Origin of the sequence: Methylorubrum extorquens (assembly GCF_024169925.1) — a bacterium.
In the GTDB taxonomy this organism is placed as follows: domain Bacteria; phylum Pseudomonadota; class Alphaproteobacteria; order Rhizobiales; family Beijerinckiaceae; genus Methylobacterium; species Methylobacterium extorquens_A.
Genome location: NZ_JALJXF010000001.1, coordinates 1,289,687 through 1,309,250, shown reverse-complemented (window position 1 = coordinate 1,309,250; position 19,564 = coordinate 1,289,687). Strand labels below are relative to the sequence as shown.

The following is a 19,564-nucleotide window of genomic DNA, read 5'->3' as shown; positions in this document are numbered from 1 at the left end:
GGCCGGAGTTCCCGCCGCCTCAGGCGGTGGGCTCGGCTCCCTGCGACGGCTTGGTCTCCGCCCGATGGAGCCGGCTCAGCAGCACGAGCAGCGAACCCGGCAGCGGAGCTTCGAGCGTATCCGACGCAAGGATGTCGGCGTTCGTAGCGCGGCGGCGGTCGGAGCGCGGCTCGCGCCTGACGACGACGGGTGAGCGAAGGCGGACGGATCTGGGTGTCATGACGCGATGGAACTCGAAAAGCGCCTGATGAACGAGACGGAGAAGCGCCGCGCGCAACGCCCGGCCGCAAGGCACGGCCCCACGGGCCACCGGAGCCGGCGAGGTGCATGCGCGAGACGCTTTGGACGGTGAGAACGCGCGCTCTCCGCGCCGGTTCCGATACTTTCGACTAGGAATTAAACATCATGCCTGTGGATTAAGCATCTTTCGCCTTGCGCGTGCTGTTCTGGGTACGTGACCTCGTTCCTGTCCCGGCGAGGGGAGGTCGAATGGGGTCGTGAAGCCCGTGGCCCTCGGCACGCGCGAATGGTAGAGGGCGCCCCATGCTCGAAGGTCTGCCGCCGCACCGACCCACGCACGTCCTGCGCCTGATCACGGACGAGCCTTCCGCTCGCGCCATGACCGAACTGCTGGGCGAGATGTTCGACCCCATGGAGACGGCGGTGGCCGCCTTCGAGGTCGAAGAGACCGGCGATTGGCGGTTGGAGGCCTATTTCTCCGAGGAGCCCGACGCGGAGATGATCCGCGACCTGATCCGCCCGATGGTGGGCGAGCAGGCCGACGCGGCTGTCTTCGAGACCATCGACCAGCAGGATTGGGTGCGTGCCTCGCTCGAGGGCCTGAAGCCGGTGCGGGCGGGACGCTTCCTCGTCCATGGCGGCCATGACCGTCATCAGGTGCGGGGCAACGATCTCGCCATCGAGATCGAGGCGGCGCTCGCCTTCGGCACCGGCCATCACGGCACCACGCTGGGCTGCCTGCGTGCACTGGTGGACGAACTGAAGCGGCGGCGGCCGGCCCACGTCCTCGATGTCGGCACCGGCACCGGCATCCTGGGATTTGCCGCCGCCAAGGTGCTTCGCACGCCTGTGGTGGCCGGCGACCTCGACCCGGAAGCGGTGATGACCGCCCGCGGCAATGCTCGCCTCAACGGCCTCGGGCCGTATATGCGCCTCTACCATGCGCCGGGCGTACGCCATGCGCTGGCAAACCGCCCGCGCGGCTTCGACGTGGTGTTCGCCAACATCCTGGCCCGGCCCCTCAAGCGGCTCGCGCCCACGCTCACCGCCGTGGTCGCCGATGACGGCGTGCTGATCCTTTCCGGCCTGATCGAGCGCGACGTGCCGGGCGTGCTCTCGACCTACCGCCACCGCGGCTTCCATCTCGCCCGCTCCGGCGTGATCGAGGGTTGGGCGACACTGGTGCTGCGCCGCGGCGGGGCGGCCGCGCGTCCACGCTGAAGAGGGGCCGGGCGATTGCTCGAAGCCGCCTTAGCGACTTCCCGGCGCGAAGAGTGCCGCGCGGAGCGGGCTTTTCGAGGCTTGGGCCCCGGAAAGCATCGAGCGAAGCGGACGCATAAGCCCACGGAGGCGGGCGCCGGCGACTGAGGCCAGCAAAAAAGGCCAGGGGGATCGCCTGCGAGCGATTGCCCTGGAGGAGGCTGTTGCGGGGGGCTCCGACGGGGTAGATTTCCGTCATGACGACACCCCTGCCCCGCTTCCAGACCTTCGACGATCCGAGCCACACCAAGGGGCCTGAGCGGATCGAAGCCCTGCGCGCGGCGCTCCGCGAGATCCGCGCCGACGGCTTCGTCGTGCCCCGGGCCGATGAGCATCAGTCGGAATACGTGCCGGCCAATGCCGAGCGGCTCGCATGGCTTACCGGCTTCACCGGGTCGGCCGGCCTCGCGATCGTGCTCGCCGACGAGGCCGCCCTGTTCGTCGATGGCCGCTACACCCTTCAGGCGCCGGAGCAGGTCGAGACCGGGATCATCACCGTGGTGCTACTCGCCGAGACGACACCCGAGGCTTGGCTCGGCACCCACCTGAAGCCCGGTCAAACCCTTGCCTACGATCCCTGGCTTCACACGCCCGACGGCGTCGCCCGCCTGGAGCGCGCCGCCATCAAGGCGGGAGCGTCGCTGCGCGCCGTGCCGGACAATCTCGTGGATGCGGTCTGGGCCGGTCGGCCCCGGGCACCCGCCGGCCGTGTCGCGGTCCATCCCGACGATCTCACGGGCGAAACGCGGGCTGAAAAGCTCGACCGCATCCGCGCCGCGCTGGACGAGGGCGGGCTCGACACCCTGGTGATCTCCGATCCCCATAACCTCGCCTGGACCTTCAACCTGCGCGGTGCCGACATCGCCCACACGCCGCTGGCGCTCGGTTACGCGCTGTTGCCCCGCGAGGGCCGGGCCGCCCTCTACCTCACCTCGCCGCAGATCGATGCCGACCTGCGCGCCGCCCTCGAAACGCTGGCCGACCTTCGCCCGCGCAGCGCCTTCGACGCGGATCTCGCCGGTCTGTGCACCGGCGCCAAGCGCGTGCGGATCGACGCGGCGACGGGGGCGGCGGCCCTCAAGGACCGCGTCGAGGCCGCCGGGGGCGTCGCCGATGTCGGCGCCGATCCGGTCACCGCCATGAAGGCGGTCAAGAACGCGGCCGAGATCGCCGGTACCCGCGCCGCCCACCACCGCGACGGCCTTGCCGTGACGCGCTTCCTCGCCTGGCTCGACCGGGCCGCGCCCGAGGGGGTGAGCGAGATCGCCGCCGTCGAGGCGCTGGAGGATTTCCGCCAGGAGGGCGGCGGGCTGCGCGACGTCTCCTTCCCGACGATTTCCGGCTCTGGGCCCAACGGCGCCATCGTCCATTACCGCGTCACCCGCGCCACCGATCGCACGGCGCAGCCCGGCGAACTCTTCCTGATCGATTCCGGCGCGCAATACGCCGACGGCACAACCGACATCACCCGCACCGTCGCCATCGACACGCCGACGGACGAGATGCGCGACCGCTTCACCCGCGTACTGAAGGGCCATATCGCCATCGCCCGCGCCGTCTTTCCCGACGGGACGACGGGGGCACAGATCGATGCGTTGGCCCGGATGAGCCTGTGGCAGGCCGGGCTCGATTACGACCACGGCACCGGCCACGGCGTCGGCGCCTTCCTCTCGGTCCACGAGGGTCCGCAGCGCATCGCCAAGACCGGCACGGTGGCGTTGAAGCCCGGCATGATCCTCTCGAACGAGCCGGGCTACTATCGCAGCCGCGCCTACGGCATCCGCATCGAGAACCTCATCCTCGTCGAGGCGCGGACGATTCCTGGCGGCGATCGGACGATGCTCGGCTTCGAGACCCTGACGCTGGCCCCGATCGACCGGCGGCTGATCGACCCGGCCGTGCTCGGTGCGGACGACGCGGCGTGGCTCGACGCCTACCACGCGCGGGTGCGTGAGGCCCTGTCGCCGGATCTCGACGGGCCGACGCGGGACTGGCTGGAGGCGGCGACGCGGCCGCTTGGAAAGGCTACGGCGTGACCGAGCCCTCCCGCTCCGCGATCCTGTTCGTGTGCCTGGGCAACATCTGCCGTTCGCCGCTGGCCGAGGCCGCCTTCCGCCAGGAGGCGGCGCGGATTGGCCTCGATGTCACGGTCGATTCCGCCGGCACCGGCGACTGGCACGTCGGTGAGCCGCCCGACCCCCGCGCGATCGCGGTGGCGCGGGCCAACGGTGTCGACATTGCGGGCTATCGCGGGCGTCAGGTCACGCCGGCCGATTTCGAGCGCTTCGATCACGTCGTCGCCCTGGATCTCTCCAATCTTGCGCGGCTGCGCGCCCTGCGGCCCGAAGGGTCGCGGGCCGAACTGAGCCTGCTTCTCGACCACGTGCCGGGCCGGGCGGGCGAGCCGGTGGCCGACCCCTATTACGGTGCCGACGCCGGCTTCGACACCACCTGGGCCGATGTGACGGCGGGCGCTCGAGCCCTCGGCCGTCGGATCGCCGGAGCGGAATGAGCGACCTCGCCCGCCGCGCGGCGGACCTGCTCGGCGCGTCCCTCGCCGAGGCACGGCCGATGGCGGGCGGCGACCTGTCCGAATGCGTCCGCCTGAGACTGGGGGATGGGCGCGAGGCCGTGGCGAAGACCGGGCCGGCGACGCGGGAAGAGGCCCGGATGCTCGTGGCCATCGCCGCGACCGGTGCCCCGGCGCCCGCCGTGCTGGCCGCGGACGAGACGGTGCTCGTGCTCGAATGCCTGCCCGATACCGGTTCCGGACCGGGCACCGACGCCGATCTCGGCCGGGTCGTCGCCTGCCTGCACGCAACGGAGGGCGAGCGCTACGGCTGGCACGCCGATTACGCGTTCGGCCCCGTCGCCATCGAGAATGCCTGGGACGACGACTGGCCCGCCTTCTGGGGCCGGCGGCGCCTGCTCTGCCATGCCGGGCACCTCCCGCCCTCGCTGTTCCGGCGGGTCGAGCGGCTGGCGAACGATCTAAAGAACCGCCTGCCGGAGCGCCCCCGCGCAGCCCTGCTCCACGGCGACCTGTGGGGCGGCAACGTGCTCTACGCGGGCGACCGGGTCTCGGGGCTGATCGATCCGGCCTGCTATCACGGCCATGCCGAGGTCGATCTGGCGATGCTGGGTCTATTCGGACGGCCCGGCCCCGCCTTCCGAGCGGCTTACGGCGCGCCCGAGCCCGGCGCGGCGGAGCGCATGCCGATCTACCAACTCTGGCCGGCCCTGGTGCATTGGCGCCTGTTCGGCGGCGGCTATCGCGGCATGGTCGAGGGGCTTCTGGATGCGGCCGGCGTCTGAGCGGGTGTTCGTTCGATCCTCTCGGGCCCGCGACCGGACACCGTTTGCCTCCCGTCGCAACGGCCAGCGGGCGTCCGAAAAAAGTCTCAGAACATCCCGTTCGCATTGGCGGAGTGTTCGGGCAGGATCTGCAGGACGTCCCAGTGCTCGACGATCCGGCCGCCGTCATCGAGCCGGAAGATGTCGATGGCCGCATAATCATGGTCGCCCGGCCAGTGCTGGAGACAGTGCAGCACGACCAGATCACCTTCGGCGACCGCCCGTTTCACCTCGACTCGCTTGCCGGGCCATTCGCGGGCCATGCGCTCGAAGTAGGCGATGAAGCCGTCCTTGCCGCTCGCCACGTGGGGGTTGTGCTGGATGTAGTCGTCACCGGCGTAACGCTCGATCGCCTCGCGCGGCCGGCTCTCGTTGAACATCAGTTCGTAGAAGGCGACGACGTTCGCCTTGTTGATCGCGAGGTCGGTCATGCTGTCGCTCCGAGCGGGCGAACGGGCCCGATCCAGCCGCCCCGTACGGCCTTACGCCGTTCATCATGCCCGAGCGAAGGATCGTCGTCAGCGCTGCAGCCGGAAGGGGCGGCGCCGTCCGCCCCGTAACGGAAGGGGTCGGCCCCTACTCCGCCGGGGCCGGCATCGGCGACAGGCGCGGCTCGAAGCGACCGCCCTCGGCCGGCTTCATCTCGACGCGCCGGTCGTGGTGCTTGTGCAGGGTCGAGCGGTGGCCGATCGAGACGATGGTCGTGCCGGGCATCGTCGTGCGCAGCGTCCGGTAGATCTCGGCCTCGGTGTCCTCGTCGAGGGCGGCGGTCGATTCGTCGAGGAACAGCCAGTCGGGTTTCGCCAGGATCGCCCGCGCGATGGCGAGGCGCTGCTGCTCGCCGCCCGAAAGGCGCCGGTCCCAGGTATCGACCTCGTCGAGCCGGTCCGCGAGTTGCGGGAGTTGCGCGGCGCGAAGCGCATCGCGGATCGCCTCGTCGGAGAACCGGTCGACCGTGTTCGGATAGGCCACCGCGCCGCGCAGGGAGCCAAGCGGGATGTAGGGCCGCTGCGGCAGAACCAGCGCCGATTGTCCGGCCGGCACGTCGACCCGGCCCTTGCCGAACGGCCAGATCCCGGCGATCGCCCGGAACAGGGTCGACTTGCCCGAGCCCGAGGGACCGGTGACGAGAGTCGCCCCGCCTTTCGGGAGTTCAAGTGCGCCCGCCCGCACGATCTCGCGGCCGTCGGGCAGCGCCAGGGTCAGATCGCGAGCGGTCACGCCGCCGGCGGTGTCGTTGCCGTTGGCGAGGCCGTAGCCCGCTCCGGCCAGGGCCTCGGCCTTGGTCATCGCCCGCTTGAACGAGCCGAGACGCATGGTGTTCGCCTTGTAGGCGGCGAGGATGGTGTATGAAGTGATGAAGAAGTTCAGCGAACCCTGGACGTTGCTGAACGCGTTCGCGGTCTGCTGCAGGGCGCCCAGGGTGATCTTCTTGGCGAAGAACGAGGGGGCGGCGATGATGAGCGGGAAGATCGAGCTCATCTGCCGGTAGCTGAAGGTGAAGGCGATCAGCTTGATGCGCCGGAAGATGATGCCGACGTAGTTGTCGATGATGGAGTGGAACAGGGTGGAGAGCCGCGAAGCCTCGGCCCGCTCGCCGCGCAGCAGGGCGATCTGCTCCGAGTAGATGCGGTTGCGTGCAAGGGCGAAGCGGAAATCCGCCTCCACCTGCTCCTGCCGGTAGTCGAGGCCGATGAGCGGCTTGCCGATGAGGTGCGTGAGCCACGTGCCGACCACGGCGTAGGCGATCACCAGCCAGACGAGGAAGCCGGGGACCACGGCATCGGTGAACGGCAGCACGAAGTCGCGCGAGAGCGTCCACAGGATGACGATGAAGGAGACGAGCTGCGCCGCCTGCGACAGCAGCCGGGTCGAGAGCGTCGTGGTTTGGGCGATGAAGTTGTTGACGTCCGACTGGATGCGCTGGTCCGGGTTGTCGGCGTGCTCGTCGACGAAGGGGATGCGGTAATGCGTGCCCTGCCCGAGCCAGCGCTCGTAGAGACTGTGCGTGAGCCAGGTGCGCCAGCGGAGTTGCAGCCCCGAATCGACGTAGAGGTCGAACATGCCGATCGCGACGTTGAGCACCGCGAGCGGGATGAAGACCCACAACACCTGATTCCAGAACGCCGATGCGTCGAGGGCCTGCAGGGAGTTGTACATGTCGCGGTAGTAGAAATTAAAGCCGAGCGTGATCGCGACATCCGCGAAGCTGACAAAGATCGACAGCGCCACGAGGTTTCGGCCGATCTGCCCCTCGGTGCGCCCGAACCGGCGGAACATCCCGATTTCCCGGCTCGGCGCGTCGTGGCTGGCGAAGTAGGGGTCGGCGATCAGGGTGATCTCGTGGATCGGCTTCCAGTACGAGATGGCAAGCACGATGGCGGCGAACACCACGGAACCCGTTGCCGCGAAATCCGGCGGCAGCAGCGCCGCGACGACGCCCGGCAGCGCGCCCATCGTCGCCAGCGTCTTTGCGACCGCGAGCAGCAGGTAGCCGATGCCGTAAACCGAGACGAAGATCTTGAGGTAGGCCGAGAGGCTGTTCGAGGCGATGAGGATGCCCGCCATCGCGAAGCCCGCGAGCGAGACGTAGAGCGGTGGGCTCGGAATTCCCGGCATGGCCAGCAGCAGGAGCGCGACGAGCGCCGTCAGCACGGCCTGGATGCCGAGCCTGCTCTTCAATGCGGCCACGCGGGTCATTCCTTCTCGCTGCACCGGCTCTGCCACCCTCATAGCGGATGGCGCGCCGACGGACGGGTTCAATCGCCGAATGCGGCGGCCCTGGCTATCGGTCGTGGCAAGAACGTGGCGCGCAGCCGCGCCTGTCACGTGAATTTTCGGTCATGTCGAGGGGTAGGGCTGCTGCCCGCCAGCGCCGCGGGCCGCCGGGTGCGACACCGTGGACGAACTCCGGGACGACGTCCGAGGCCGTTTCCGCGGTCTCTCGGCCGTCAATTCGCGTCCCAGTTCCAATCACCGTAATCCGGCTCGCGGCAGCGGTAGCCGATCGGGCATTGGGGGTTGTCGCGGGTCGGGACGAAGCGCAACTCGGCAATTTCACTGAGTTCGCAGAAACTGCGGTCGCGCACAAACCGCTCGGGCGGGCGCCCGCCGAAGCTGAGCGTCGCCTCGCCTTCCGCCTTCACCTGGGCCATCGCCTCCACGCAAGTCGGGCGCGCCGTCTGTGTGCGCGGCTGGGCCATGGCGGGAGCAAGGGCAAAGGGCGACGTCAGCAGGGGCGCCAGTGCCGAGCCGAGAACGGCGAGGGTGACAGGTTTCATCACACCGGTACGGTCGACGGCCGTCGCGGCCGCCAAGCTTGACCATGGCAGGTTCCGCTTGCGGCGGGAAGTGGTTGCCGTGCCGCTGCCGCATTCCCGGCGTCTATCCCCGTGTCTATCTTGGAACGCGGGCCACAAGGGCCGTGGGCCATTTCGGGGAATGCGCCGCACGGCGCAGGCTCTGGAACATCGTCTCGGATGCGAGAATGCTGATATCGGGAGCACAGGCCGAAGAGGCGGCGAGGGGGGCGGCGGCAGGGCCGATGACGGCAGACGGCGCGCAGGAGGCCGGCGGAATCGGTGATGGGGCACGGGAGGTGACCTCCGCGGCCCTGTCGCGACGCCTCGCGATCCCGGTGATCCTGGCCGCGGGCTGGGGCGCCCTGTTCGCCTACACACTGGTCGTCCTCACCGATGACGGGCCCGTGGCGGCGCCCGCCGGCCAGACCCGATTCGCGGCGACCGACGGCATCGACGTCCCGGAGGTGCGGATTCCCGAGCCGGAGCGGCCGGCCATGCCCGTCGCCAACCCGCCGCGGGTGCTCACGGTCGCCGCGCCCGCACCCCCGCTGGAGACGGTCGTGCCCCCGGCCGAGCCGCGACCCGCCGCGCCGCTGGTGGAGCGCGCGGCCTTCGTCGGCATCTGGGGGCCGAATCCGGTGGCCTGCGGCCAGCGGCAGCGCCGCCGCGGCTTCCTGCCTGCCACGATCAACGAGGACGGCGCCAGGGCCGGGCGCACCATCTGCCGCTTCCGCAACAACCGCCGCGAGGGCAGCGCCTGGACCATGGCCGCCGATTGCAGCGAGCGCGGCCGCCGCTGGACCTCGCAGGTCCGCCTCCTCGTCGAGCACGACCGGCTCACCTGGTCCAGCGGCAAGGGCCAGGCGAACTACATCCGCTGCGGGCGCAAATCCGACTGAGCCGTTGACGACGCCGCCCTGGGCTCGACGAAGCGCAGCCCCAGCGCGCCAGCCCGGAACACGACCCGCTCCGGCACGAACCGCCACAGGCGCTCGGCGCCGTCGATCCGTTCGTCCTCCGCGGGATCGAGCACGATCTCGGTGCGTCCGCTCATCTGCAGCAGATCGCCGGTCGCGAAATCCGGAAAGACCAGCCCCGCCCGCGGGTTCGCCAGAAGGTTGCCCAGCGTGTTGAAGAAGCGGTTGCCGGAATAGTCGGGCACCGTGAGGCTGCCCTCCGCGCCGACCCGCACGAAGCCGGCCCGCCCTCCCCGGTGCGAGACATCGACCTCCCGCCGGCCTCCTGGGTGCTCGACGAAGCTCGCCACGAAGAAGGTGTCGGCCGCTGCAACGAGCCGCTGCGCCGCCGGATCGAGCCTGTGCGACAGAACGGGGCGGGGCCGAGCTGCCCGCGCTCCGTCGCGGGGGCCTTCCTGCCGACCGTGGATGTATTGCGGGCAATTCCCGAAGCTCTGCTCGACGCGGATCGCGAAGCCCTCCGGCCCCGTGCGCTCGACGATGCCGTTCAGGCGGTTGCGGCGGCGCGTGGCCAGTTCGATGCCGAGCACGGCCACGCCGTCGCCGTCCGCCAGCCCCGCCTCGGCGGGATCGTCCGGCTCGCGGCTTCCCTCCACCCGGAGCCGAAACGGGTCCGGCGCGTGAAGAAAGCCCGGCCTTCCCTCCCGCAACGTCGCCCAGGGGCGGCCCTCTCGATCCACGCTTCCGAGCACGATGAAGGGCAGCAGCGGAAAGAACGCCCGGTGCTGCTCGGTCAGGTGATCGCGGATCACCCGCGGGCCGAGTTCGGCCATCCGCTCGGCAATGCCGACGCGCTCCTGAATCGCCACCTCGCCCCGGTGCCAGGGAGAGGATGCGGCTGCGGCCGGCGTGTTCATGCTCGGCCTCCCGCTGCGTTCAGGCCGACCGGCGAGGCCGGAAGCGCGATGAACCCGGGCAGCTCCTCGATCCGGGCGAGCCAGGCGCGGACGTTCTCATAGGCCGCAAGATCGACGTTCCCCTCGGGCGCGGCGGCGATGTAGCTGTAGAGCGCCACGTCGGCGATGGTCGGACGGTCGGCGGCAAGCCAGTCGCGGGACGAGAGTTCCGCCTCGATCAGCGCCAAAATCTTATGGGCGCGGGCGATCACCTCCCCCGCATCGAAGCGGGCGCCGAACAGCGTGACGAGGCGGGCGGCGCAGGGGCCGAAGGCGATCGGCCCCGCCGCGACGGAGAGCCAACGCTGCACCCGTGCGGCCCCTGCCGCATCCTCGGGCAGCCAGTCGCCGCGTCCGAGCTTCTTTGCGAGGTAGACGAGGATGGCGTTCGAATCCGGCACGATGGTCCCGTCGTCGTCGAGGACGGGAACCTGCCCGAACGGGTTGATCGCGAGAAAATCCGGGGCGCGGTTCTGCCCCCCGGCGAAATCGACCTCGACGGTCTCGAAGGGCTGACCGACCAACGACAGGAACAGGCGGGCCCGGTGGGCATGGCCCGAGAGCGTCAGACTGTAGAGCTTCACGGTGTCGTCTCCTCCCGGCCGCGGGATGGGCCGTGGGTCGGATCTCACTCCTTCTCCGTGGCGGGGTGAACCGGCATTATCGGCAAGCGACTGTTGCGTGCAGCGGAATAATCGCCACTCTGCCCGTTGCATGGAGGGGGCGTCATGGACCGGCTGCAAGGAATGCGAGTGTTCGTGCGGGTCGCCGAGAGCGGCGGCTTCGCCGGGGCGGGGCGCGCGCTGGCCGTGAGCCCGGCCGCCGTCACCCGGGCGGTGGCGGCGCTCGAAGCGATGATCGGGGCGCGGCTGTTCATCCGCACCACGCGCTCGGTGAAGCTCACCGAGGCGGGCGGGCGCTATCTCGAGGATTGCCGCCGCATCCTCGCCGAGATCGCGGAAGCGGAGGCCACCGCCGCGGGCTCGGCCGCGACGCCGAGCGGTGTCCTGACGCTGACGGCGCCGGTGCAGTTCGGGCGGCTCTACGTGCTGCCGGTGGCGACCGACTATCTCGCGCGCCACCCGGCGGTGGCGGTCCGCGCGCTGTTCCTCGACCGGATCGTCAACCTGATCGAGGAGGGTATCGATGTCGGGGTGCGGATCGGCCATCTGGCCGATTCCGGGCTCACGGCGACTCGCGTCGGTAGCGTGCGCCGGGTCGTCTGCGCTGCACCGAGCTATCTGGAGCGGTACGGCGTGCCCCAGACGCCGCGCGACCTGCGCGATCACGCGGTGATCGGCTCGTCAAACCCCGGCGCCCTGCCGGAATGGCGGTTCGGGCCCGAGCGGCGCAGCACGGTGAACGTCCATCCCCGGCTCGTCTGCAACACGGTCGATGCGGCGCTCGCCGCAGCCCTCGACGGTTGGGGGATCGCGCGGCTGCTATCCTATCAGGTCGCGGCGGCGGTGGCGGAAGGGCGCCTGCGCATCCTCCTCGGCGAGGACGAGGAGGCCCCGGTTCCGATCCACGTCGTGAGCCCCGAGGGGCGACGGGCGCCGGCCAAGACCCGCGCCTTCGTCGATCTTGCCGCAGCGCGTCTGCGGGCCGACCCGCGGGTCAACCCGGCCGCCTGAGGTGGCGGGAGGGGGACCCCCTCCCCTCAGTACACGTCCGCCTGATAGCGCCCCGTCTTCTTCAGGGCGGCGAGGTAGGCCACGGCCTCGTCGGGGTTCTTGCCGCCGAACTGCGCGGCGACGTCGATGATCGCCCGCTCCACGTCCTTGGCCATGCGCTTGGCATCGCCGCAGACGTAGAAGTGGGCACCGCCCTCTAGCCACTTCCACAGCTCGGCGCCGTTCTCGCGCATCCGGTCCTGCACGTAGGTCTTTTCCGTGCCGTCGCGCGACCAAGCGAGCGAGAGGCGAGTCAGCACCTTCTCGTCCTTCAGGCCGTTCAGCTCGTCCTTGTAGAAGAAGTCGGTCGCCTGCCGCTGGTGGCCGTAGAACAGCCAGTTGCGGCCGGGCGCCTTCGTCGCCGCCCGCTCGCGCAGGAAGGAGCGAAACGGGGCGACGCCGGTGCCGGGGCCGCACATGATCACGTCCTTGCCCGCATCCTCCGGCAGGCCGAAGCCGTGCGCCTTCTGCAGGTAGATCCGGACTTTGGTCTGCTCGGGCAGGCGCTCGCCGAGATGCGTGGAGGCGACGCCGAGGCGCAGCCGCGAGCGGTGGTTGTAGCGCACCGCATCGACGGTGAGCGAAACCCGGCCGGTATCCATCTTCGGCGACGAGGAGATCGAGTAGAGCCGCGGCTGCAACTCGTCGAGCGCCTCCAAGAAGACCTCGGCATCGGGTCGCGCACCGGGGAACTTGTGGAGCGCGCCGAGCACGTCGAGATGCTGCGCATCGCCGTCCGGATCCTCGCCGGCCGCGAGCGCCTGCGCCTTCTTCCGGGCGGGGCCCGAGGTCAGGAGCGAGAGGAGTTGATAGAGGTTGTCCGGCGCCGCCCCGAGCGAATACTCGGTCAGCAGCCGGTCGCGCAGGGTCTTGCCCGCGATCATCCGCTCGGGCCGCGTGCCGAGTTCGGCGATGACCGCATCGACCAGGGCCGGGGCGTTGGCCGGGAACAGGCCGAGGGAATCGCCCGCCTCGTAGGTGATCGGCGTGTCCGCCAAGTCGATCTCGATGTGCCACGTCTCCTTCTCGCCGCCCGGCGCGTTGAGGCGCGTGCGGGAGAGGAAGGTCGCCTCGACCGGGTTCTCGCGGCAGAAGCCCAGCGGCCCGAGTTCCGGCTCCTTCTTCGGAGCGTCGCCCGCCTCCGCCTTCGGAGCGGCCGTGCCACCCGCGGCGCCGAACTCCTCGTCGAGCTTCTTCAGCATCCGGAGCGTTTCCTTACCGCCGGGCTGGCAAAGGTTCAGCCGCTCCTCGCTCTTGAGGAAGATCGCGTTGGCATAGTCGGCGCAGTTGTAGCCGCACTGTCCGCAATCTTGCTGGGCCATGGCGGCCATCAACTTCTGCGGCTCGGAACGGTCCTTGGCGATCGCCATGCGGTCGTTGATCGGCATCGACGGGTCGTGCCAGGGCGCGTCGTCGTTGTCGGCGAGCGTCGGGCCTGTCGAGGGCGCTTCGCCGGGGGCGAGCGCGGTGGCGCCTTCCACGGCGGGGCCGAGGAGCGCGGCGAAGTAGCCCGACAGCCAGGAACGCTGGTCGGCGTTGAACGGGGCGCTCTCGGGGATGAGAACGAGCGGGGGCGCGACGTGCTGGGTCATGCGGCGGCTCTGAGGGCGGGTTGTTCTTCGGCGGCGTCGCGCAGGGCTTCGGGGCCGGTGCGCGCGGTGAAGGCCTGGAAGCTCTCCTCCGGGCCCTGGCGGCGGGCGAGATAGGCGTTGAGCAGCGCCTCGACGCGGGTCGCCGCATCCTCGGCCTTCACCGCCTTCCAGATCTCGGTGCCGATCTTCGGGTTCTCGGCGAAGCCGCCGCCGACGACGATGTCGTAGCCCTCGACGGTGTCGCCCTCTTCCGAGACGACGACCTTCGCGCCGATCAGGCCGATATCGCCGATGTAGTGCTGGGCGCAGCTATGGTGGCAGCCGGTGAGGTGGACGTTCACCGGCACGTCCAGCGCCGGCACGGTGCGCTCGACGTGATCCGCGATGATCATCGCGTGGCCCTTGGTGTCGGAGGCGGCGAACTTGCAGCCGCGGGCGCCGGTGCAGGCCACGAGCCCGGAGCGGATGCCGGCGGCCTTGATGGTGAGGCCGAGCGCTTCCACGCGGGCCTCGACCTCCGCCACCTTGGCGTCCGGCACGCCGGAAAAGATGAAGTTCTGCCAGACCGTCATGCGGATCTGGCCGTCGCCGCACTCGGCCGCGACCTTCGCTAGCCCGCGCATCTGGTCGGTGGTCATCTTGCCCACGGGCAGCACCACGCCGACCCAGTTCAGGCCGGGCTGGGCCTGGGCGTGGACGCCCACATGGCTGAAGCGGTCGGTCGGCCGGCGGGGCGCGACATGGGCGGCGTCGACCCGGTCGAGCGTGCGCCCGAGCTTCTCCTCGACGGCGGCGATGTACTTGTCGAAGCCCCAGGCGTCGAGGACGTACTTCATCCGGGCCTTGTTGCGATTGGTCCGGTCGCCGTTCTCGATGAAGACCCGGATGATCGCGTCGGCCACGCGATTGCAATCCTCGGGCTTGAGGACGATGCCGGTGTCGCGGGCCAGATCCTTGTGGCCGGAGATGCCGCCGAGCACGAGGCGCATCCAGACGCCCGGCGCGACCGCGGCCCCCTCCAGCACCTCGATCGCCTGGAAGCCGATGTCGTTCGTCTCTTCGAGCGCCGGCGTTACGCCGCCGCCGTCGAACGAGACGTTGAACTTGCGCGGCAGGCCGTAGAGCGAGCGGTCGTTCAGGATCCAGTTGTGCCAAGCCTTGGTGAGAGGCCGCGTGTCCAGCAGTTCCCGCGCGTCGATGCCGGCGGCCGGCGAGCCGGTGACGTTGCGGATGTTGTCGGCGCCCGCACCTTGCGCGGTCAGGCCGAGATCGATCAGCCCGTCGAGGAAGGGCTGGGCGTGTTCGGGCGCGATCTCGCGCACCTGCAGGCCCGCGCGGGTGGTGACGTGGCTGTACGCGCCGCCATGGGCATCCGCGAGGTCGGCGAGGCCGGCGAATTGCCAGTGATTCAGGATGCCGTTGGGAACCCGTATCCGGCACATGAAGGACGTCTGGGTCGGCGCAACCCAGAACATGCCGTGGTAACGCCAGCGGAAATTGTCCTCGGGCTTCGGAGCCTTGCCAGTCGCAGCCTCCGCCTTCAGGCGGTTATGGCCGTCGAACGGGCTCTCGGCGCGCTTCCACTTCTCCTGATCGCAGAGCTTGCCGCCCTCCTGCACGGTGCGGATCTGCGCCTTGATATGGATCGCATCCGGGCCCGTGGGCTCGGCCGGCGTGCTCACCGGGGCTTGGCCCGCGGCAAGGCCACCGGTCATGCGGGCGGCGGCGATGCCGGAGGCGAAGCCTTCGAGATACCGCTTCTGCTCGGCGTTGAATTCGTCTGCCATCGCCTCACTCACGCTGCGAGGGTTTTCGGGGCCGGGCCGAACATCAGGTCGTCCCGGTCGTCTGGGGAGAGCGGCGCGCCGGAGCGGATCAGCTCCTTGCAGCGCGCCTGCTCCGCGATATCGCCGACGAAGACCGCGCCTAAGAGGCGGCCATCGGCGATGATCAGCTTGCGGTAGAGGCCGGCGGCGCCGTCGTGCATCACGACCGCCTCGGCGCCCTCGGGCGTATCGACCAATCCGGCCGAGAAGACGGCTACGCCCGACACCTTGAGGCTCGTGGCAAGGGACGTGCCGGGATAGGCCGCCGCCTCGCCGAGAAGGGCCCGCGACAGCACCTCGGCCTGCTCGTAGGCGGGCTCGACGAGGCCGTAAACGACGCCCCGGTGCTCGGCGCATTCGCCGAGTGCATGGATCGCCGGGTCGGAGGTTGTCATTCGGTCGTCCACCGTGATGCCGCGCCCGCAGGCGAGCCCGCAGGACTGCGCCAGGGCCGTCGAGGCGCGGATGCCGACCGACATCACCACGAGGTCGGCCGGGATCACGCTGCCGTCCTTCATCCGCAGGCGTTCGACGCGCCCGTCGCCCTCGATCGCGGCGGTGTCGGCCGACAGCATCACCTTGACGCCGCGGGCCTCCATCGCCGTGCGCACGAGGCGGGCGGCGGCGTGGTCGAGCTGGCGCTCCATCACCCGGTCCATGACGTGGACCAGGGTCGTGTCGACCCCGAGCCGGGCGAGCCCGACCGCGGCCTCGAGCCCAAGCAGGCCGCCGCCGATCACCACGGCCTTGGCATGCTCGACGGCCGCTTTGCGGATCGCCGCCACGTCGGCGAAATCGCGGAAGGTGAGGACGCCGGGCAGGTCGATGCCCGGCAGCGGCAGCCGGATCGGCAGCGAGCCCACCGCCAGCACCAGCTTGTCGTAGGGCAGCACATGGGCGGAGCCGACGAGGGCGATGCGGTTCGCCCGGTCGATCTCGGTCACCGGCGCGCCGGTGACGAGGCGGATGCCGTGCTCCTCGTACCAGGAGAGCGGGCGGAAGCCGCAGGCCGCCTCGTCCACCTCGCCGCCGAGCAGCGAGGAGAGCAGCACCCGGTTATAGGCCGCCACCGGCTCGGCGCCGACCACCGTCACGTCGTAGCGGCCCGGCGCGCGCTCGGTCAGCCGCTCGAGGAAGCGGAGCGAGGCCATGCCGTTGCCGACGACGACGAGTCTTTCCTTCATGGTCTGGGTATCTGACGACATCGGGATACTTTGTTGGACTGGTCCATTCCGCCCCCTCATCCTGAGGTGCCGGAGCGCAGCGGAGGCCTCGAAGGAGGGCTCCAGATGTCTTGCGATCCCCGGAGCCCTCCTTCGAGGCCGCTACGCGGCACCTCAGGATGGGGAGAGTGGGATCGCAGGTTTCGAAGGGCGTCGGCTTAGGCCGCCAGAGCCGGCTTGGCGTGGCGGGCGTAGAGGAATTCCAGCACCGCGGCGCGGGCGTGGACGTAGGTAGCGTCTTCCACGAGGTCGAGCCGGCGGCGGGGGCGCGCCAGCGGCACGGGCAGGATCTCGCCGATGGTGGCCGACGGCCCGTTCGTCATCATCACGATGCGGTCCGAGAGCAGCACCGCCTCGTCCACGTCGTGGGTGATCATGATGACGGTGTTCTTGAGCCGCTGCTGGATTTCCATGGTCTGATCCTGCAGGTGGGCGCGGGTCAGCGCGTCGAGTGCGCCGAACGGCTCGTCCATGAGCAGCACGGTCGGCTCCATGGCCAGCGCGCGGGCGATGCCGACGCGCTGCTTCATGCCGCCGGAGATTTCGGCCGGGCGCTTCTCGGCGGCGTGCATCATGTTCACGAGCGCGAGGTTGTGCTCGATCCACTCGGTGCGCTCCGCGCGGCTCTTCTTGCCGCGCAGCACCTTGTCGACGGCGAGCGCCACGTTCTCGCGCACCGTCAGCCAGGGCAGGAGCGAGTGGTTCTGGAACACCACCGCGCGGTCGGGGCCGGGCGCGTTCACTTCACGTCCATCGAGCAGCACGCCGCCGGTCGAGGCCTTGAGCAGGCCGGCGACGATGTTGAGCACCGTCGACTTGCCGCAGCCCGAATGGCCGATGATCGAGACGAACTCGCCCTTGGCGATGTCGAGGTTCACGTCGCGCAGGACTTCCGACGTGGTGCCGCCGCGGCGGAACGAGATGCCGACCTGGGAGAGGGAGAGATGGGCCATGTGGTTTTGTCCCTCAGGCTGCGCTGGTGCCGCGGGTCACGAGCACGCCGACGCCGGCGACCAGCCGGTCGAGGACGAAGCCGATGAGCCCGACATAGACGAGGGCGACGATGATCTCGGAGATGTGGGAGGAGTTCCACGCGTCCCAGATGAAGAAGCCGATCCCGACGCCGCCGATCAGCATCTCGGCCGCGACGATCGCGAGCCAGGACAGGCCGACACCGATGCGAAGTCCGGTGAAGATGTAGGGGGCGGCCGAGGGCAGCATGACCTTGTAGAAGAACTCGATCGGGTTCAGCCGGATCACCGCGGCGACGTTGCGGTAATCCTGCGGGATGTTGCGGATGCCGACCGCCGTGTTGATGATGATTGGCCAGATCGAGGTGATGAAGATCACGAAGATCGCCGAGGGCTGGCCGTCGCGGAAGGCGGCGAGCGAGAGCGGGAGCCACGCCAGCGGCGGGATCGTGCGCAGCACCTGGAAGATCGGGTCGAGGCCCCGCATCGCCCATTCTGACTGGCCCACCAGGGTGCCGAGCATCACGCCCGCGATCACCGCCAGCGAGAAGCCGAAGGCGACGCGCTTGAGGCTCGCCGTGATATGCCAGAACAGGCCCTTGTCGGTGCCGCCGTTGTCGTAGAACGGATCGACGATGATGTCCCAGGCCTCCGTCACCACCCGCGAGGGCGGCGGCAGGCCGGCGGTGGGGGAGGAGCACAGGACCTCCCACAGCAGCAGGAAGCCCGCGAGCACCACGAGCGGCGGGACGATGCGGGCCGCGATCCCGCGGAGGCCGGCCATGGTGACGAAGGGCGTGCGGGCCTTGGTGGCGGCGCGCGCCCGCGCCGCGGTGGAAAGCGTTGCTCCGGTGGCCATTACGCGACCTTCTTGATGTCGAGGCTGGCGAGGTAGGCGGCGGGGTTCTCGGGGTCGAAGACCTTGCCGTCGAAGAAGGTCTCCTTGCCCCGCGAGGTGGAGGCCGGGATCGCGATCCCGCCGAGCGCCTTGGCGGCGTCCTTCCACAGGTCCTCGCGGTTCACCTTGGCGATGAGCGCCTTGGTGTCGGTTGCCGCGTCGAACTTGCCCCAGCGGATGTCCTCGGTGAGGAACCAGAGGTCGTGGCTGTGGAAGGGATAGCCGGCGGCGCCGTTGTCCCAGTACTTCATCATCACCGGGCTCTTCTCGACGACGCGGCCGTTGCCGTAGTCGAACTTGCCCTTCATCCGCTCGATCACGTCGCCGACCGGCACGTTGATCCACTGGCGCTTGGCGACGATGGCTGCGAGTTCGTCCCAGTTCTCGGGCCGGTCGCACCAAGCCTGGGCTTCCATCACGGCCATCAGCAGGGCCTTGGCCGCGTTCGGATACTTGTCGACCCAGGCGGCGCGCAGCGCGAGCGACTTCTCGGGATGGTCCTTCCAGAGCTCGCCCGTGGTCAGCGCGGTGTAGCCGATGCCCTGGTTGATCAGCTGCTTGTGCCAGGGCTCGCAGACGCAGAACACGTCCATCGTGCCGACCTTCATGTTCGCCACCATCTGGGGCGGGGGCACGACGATGGTCTCGATGTCCTTGTCGGGGTCGATGCCGCCGGCGGCCATCCAGTAGCGGATCCAGAGGTCGTGGGTGCCGCCGGGGAAGGTCATGGCGGCCTTGACCGGCTTGCCCGAGGCCTTCTTCCGGTCGATGGCGGCTTTGAAGGCCTTGGGGTCGAGGCCGATCTTGTCGTCGGCGTATTCCTTGCCGACCGAGATGCACTGGCCGTTCAGGTTGAGCCGGCCGAGGATGTACATCGGCACCGGCACGTTGTTCTGCGTCACCTTGCCGGCCGAGATCAGGTACGGCATCGGCGTGAGGATGTGGGCGCCGTCGATGCCGTTGCCCTCGGAGCCCAGCACGAGGTTGTCGCGGGTCGTGCCCCAGGAGGCCTGCTTCAGCACCTCGGTCTCGGGCAGGCCGTACTTGGCGAAGATGCCCTTCTCCTTGGCCACGAAGAGCGGCGCGGCGTCGGTCAGCGCGATGAAGCCGAGCTTGACCCCCTTCACCTCCGGCCCCGCGCCCTGCGCGAAGGCACCGGCCGGCAAGGCGGCGCGGGCGGCACCCGCGAGGGCGAGGGCGGCCGCCGCCCCCTTGAGGACGCCGCGGCGGGTCGTGTTGCCGTGATCGATGCTCATCCGCTCTTCGCTCCGGTGCGGTGTCCGCACATGAAAAAAGCCGCTGTCCGGGGATCGCCTGCGCGATCGACATTCGTCGCGTGCGGGCATTCCGGA

General features: G+C 69.8%; 18 protein-coding genes. 6 read left to right on the top strand and 12 right to left on the bottom strand.

From position 1 onward, the window contains the following. Window positions 1–19: 19 nt before the first annotated feature. Window positions 20–220: a hypothetical protein gene (locus tag J2W78_RS06410; RefSeq protein ID WP_253369031.1), complete on the bottom strand. Its 201-nt coding sequence runs from the start codon at window positions 218–220 to the stop codon at window positions 20–22. A 323-nt stretch (window positions 221–543) separates the two neighbouring features. Here J2W78_RS06410 and J2W78_RS06405 point away from each other — a divergent pair, with 323 nt between their 5' ends. From J2W78_RS06405 to J2W78_RS06390, 4 genes are all read left to right on the top strand, one after another. Continuing rightward, window positions 544–1,461: a 50S ribosomal protein L11 methyltransferase gene (locus J2W78_RS06405; protein WP_253369029.1), complete on the top strand. Its 918-nt coding sequence runs from the start codon at window positions 544–546 to the stop codon at window positions 1,459–1,461. A 236-nt stretch (window positions 1,462–1,697) separates the two neighbouring features. After that, window positions 1,698–3,536: an aminopeptidase P family protein gene (locus J2W78_RS06400; RefSeq protein ID WP_253369027.1), complete on the top strand. Its 1,839-nt coding sequence runs from the start codon at window positions 1,698–1,700 to the stop codon at window positions 3,534–3,536. After that, window positions 3,533–4,012, top strand: coding sequence for a low molecular weight protein-tyrosine-phosphatase (locus J2W78_RS06395; protein WP_253369026.1), 480 nt, complete (start codon window positions 3,533–3,535; stop codon window positions 4,010–4,012). The genes J2W78_RS06400 and J2W78_RS06395 overlap by 4 nt, the downstream gene beginning before the upstream one ends. Beyond that, window positions 4,009–4,815: a fructosamine kinase family protein gene (locus J2W78_RS06390; RefSeq protein WP_253369024.1), complete on the top strand. Its 807-nt coding sequence runs from the start codon at window positions 4,009–4,011 to the stop codon at window positions 4,813–4,815. The genes J2W78_RS06395 and J2W78_RS06390 overlap by 4 nt, the downstream gene beginning before the upstream one ends. An 86-nt stretch (window positions 4,816–4,901) precedes the next feature. Here J2W78_RS06390 and J2W78_RS06385 read toward each other — a convergent pair whose 3' ends face one another. The 3 genes from J2W78_RS06385 to J2W78_RS06375 all read right to left on the bottom strand — a co-directional run bounded on the left by J2W78_RS06385 (window position 4,902) and on the right by J2W78_RS06375 (window position 8,135). Further along, window positions 4,902–5,285 (bottom strand): nuclear transport factor 2 family protein, encoded by a 384-nt coding sequence (locus J2W78_RS06385; RefSeq protein WP_253369022.1) that lies wholly within the window; start codon window positions 5,283–5,285, stop codon window positions 4,902–4,904. Between the two features lie 145 nt (window positions 5,286–5,430). Then, a complete protein-coding gene (locus J2W78_RS06380) occupies window positions 5,431–7,545 on the bottom strand; it encodes an ABC transporter ATP-binding protein/permease (protein WP_253369019.1) in 2,115 nt (704 codons plus the stop codon). Between the two features lie 260 nt (window positions 7,546–7,805). Continuing rightward, entirely contained in the window at window positions 7,806–8,135 is a 330-nt protein-coding gene (locus J2W78_RS06375; protein WP_253369017.1) for a hypothetical protein, read from the bottom strand. Between the two features lie 206 nt (window positions 8,136–8,341). Between J2W78_RS06375 and J2W78_RS06370 the strand changes: the two genes are divergently transcribed. Next, window positions 8,342–9,055 (top strand): hypothetical protein, encoded by a 714-nt coding sequence (locus tag J2W78_RS06370; RefSeq protein ID WP_253369016.1) that lies wholly within the window; start codon window positions 8,342–8,344, stop codon window positions 9,053–9,055. Here J2W78_RS06370 and J2W78_RS06365 read toward each other — a convergent pair. After that, window positions 9,025–9,990 carry a pyridoxamine 5'-phosphate oxidase family protein gene (locus J2W78_RS06365; protein ID WP_253369014.1) on the bottom strand — a complete coding sequence of 322 codons (966 nt, stop codon included), beginning with the start codon at window positions 9,988–9,990 and terminating at the stop codon, window positions 9,025–9,027. The genes J2W78_RS06370 and J2W78_RS06365 overlap by 31 nt on opposite strands. Next, entirely contained in the window at window positions 9,987–10,613 is a 627-nt protein-coding gene (locus tag J2W78_RS06360) for a glutathione S-transferase family protein (RefSeq protein ID WP_253369012.1), read from the bottom strand. The genes J2W78_RS06365 and J2W78_RS06360 overlap by 4 nt, the downstream gene beginning before the upstream one ends. Before the next feature lie 144 nt (window positions 10,614–10,757). Here J2W78_RS06360 and J2W78_RS06355 point away from each other — a divergent pair, with 144 nt between their 5' ends. After that, window positions 10,758–11,663, top strand: coding sequence for a LysR family transcriptional regulator (locus J2W78_RS06355; RefSeq protein ID WP_253369010.1), 906 nt, complete (start codon window positions 10,758–10,760; stop codon window positions 11,661–11,663). A gap of 26 nt (window positions 11,664–11,689) precedes the next feature. On the opposite strand, the gene J2W78_RS06350 is transcribed toward J2W78_RS06355, so the two are convergent. From J2W78_RS06350 to J2W78_RS06325, 6 genes are all read right to left on the bottom strand, one after another. Continuing rightward, entirely contained in the window at window positions 11,690–13,294 is a 1,605-nt protein-coding gene (locus J2W78_RS06350) for a sulfite reductase subunit alpha (protein ID WP_253369007.1), read from the bottom strand. Beyond that, window positions 13,291–15,081 (bottom strand): NirA family protein, encoded by a 1,791-nt coding sequence (locus J2W78_RS06345; protein ID WP_253369005.1) that lies wholly within the window; start codon window positions 15,079–15,081, stop codon window positions 13,291–13,293. Before J2W78_RS06345 ends, J2W78_RS06350 begins: the two co-directional genes overlap by 4 nt. An 8-nt stretch (window positions 15,082–15,089) precedes the next feature. Continuing rightward, complete coding sequence (locus tag J2W78_RS06340) at window positions 15,090–16,304, bottom strand: NAD(P)/FAD-dependent oxidoreductase (RefSeq protein ID WP_253369003.1); 1,215 nt, start codon at window positions 16,302–16,304, stop codon at window positions 15,090–15,092. A gap of 197 nt (window positions 16,305–16,501) precedes the next feature. Then, the gene (locus J2W78_RS06335; protein WP_253369001.1) at window positions 16,502–17,296 is read right to left on the bottom strand and encodes an ABC transporter ATP-binding protein; all 795 of its coding nucleotides are present in this window, start codon (window positions 17,294–17,296) and stop codon (window positions 16,502–16,504) included. 13 nt (window positions 17,297–17,309) lie between these two features. Continuing rightward, on the bottom strand, window positions 17,310–18,173 hold the full coding sequence (ntrB, locus tag J2W78_RS06330; RefSeq protein ID WP_253368999.1) for a nitrate ABC transporter permease: 864 nt from the start codon (window positions 18,171–18,173) through the stop codon (window positions 17,310–17,312). Then, window positions 18,173–19,468, bottom strand: a complete 1,296-nt coding sequence (locus J2W78_RS06325) for a CmpA/NrtA family ABC transporter substrate-binding protein (RefSeq protein WP_253368997.1) — start codon at window positions 19,466–19,468, stop codon at window positions 18,173–18,175. Before J2W78_RS06325 ends, ntrB begins: the two co-directional genes overlap by 1 nt. Window positions 19,469–19,564 lie beyond the last annotated feature (96 nt).